This is a genomic window from Acinetobacter sichuanensis (genome assembly GCF_003024515.2).
Classification (GTDB): domain Bacteria; phylum Pseudomonadota; class Gammaproteobacteria; order Pseudomonadales; family Moraxellaceae; genus Acinetobacter; species Acinetobacter sichuanensis.
In genome coordinates this window covers 1-959 of record NZ_PYIX02000175.1, presented here as the reverse complement: position 1 = coordinate 959, position 959 = coordinate 1, and the positions used below count along the sequence as shown (strand labels likewise).

1 protein-coding gene is annotated in these 959 nt (G+C 27.5%); it reads right to left on the bottom strand.

Going from position 1 to position 959, the window contains the following annotated elements; translation table 11 throughout:
• Positions 1-436, bottom strand: a 436-nt coding sequence (locus C9E89_RS22830) for a hypothetical protein (protein ID WP_147305754.1), incomplete at its 3' end; no start/stop codon positions are given.
• Positions 437-959 lie beyond the last annotated feature (523 nt).

Below are 959 nucleotides of genomic sequence, written 5' to 3'. Positions count from 1 at the left end.
GATAAACCCCTTCAGGCGTAGTGCTTTGGACAGGTTCTGCTAATTTCACATGAATTGTTCCTTGTTCTACACTAGCGGGGTCATCCACTTGAATTTTTTTGACCGCATCTAATTGATAAACATTTCCTATAAAATTCATTTGAATTAACGTCTTTAACTTGGTTCCACCTGACGCTTTTACAAAAGTTCCATTTCCCCCTTCTTGTAATGACTTTGTGCTCAGTTGTAGCTCAAATTTCTGATTACATTGAAGGTTAAAAATTCCTGTTGCAACAAGCGCTTCTTCACTTAAAACAATTTGTGGGCTAACATTTGAAAACTGGCAACTTACAGGAATAGATGTCACAACACTCACTGAGGACGTTTGGTTTGCAGCACTTGCCCATGAAGAAATAAAAAGCACAACATATAAACATTGAGTACAAAACTTCCTCATGATGTCGCCCTTTAAATTTGCCTTAAGTTATTTATTATTAGACGCTTTTTTAGACTTCTTATATATCCCTAAAATTAGGTATTTTAATATACTGATCATTAATAAAACTAAATTATTTTGGTAAAAAAATTAAATCAATCTAACAAAAAAATAAATAAAACCATCAAAATTAAATCAAAAACAAATACTTATTTTTTATTTCAATCTTCCATAAATACTGTAAAAAATCGCAAATAAAATAAATTATTTATAAATATTTTCTAAAACAAAAATAACCAGCGATAAATAAAAAATATTTTTTAATTTTAATGATTAACTGTATATAGAAGTTAAGTCTTCTAAATTTATATTCAACATTTATAAGCGAGCTTTGTATTTTACAAAAAATAAATTAAATCATATCAATATATTTAATTGACTACTTTTTCACATAAAATATGGATTATATAGGTGGTGTTAAAACAATCATAACTGTAAGAACACCACCATTTTATAATTACTATCATTAATACTGAATCTAAAG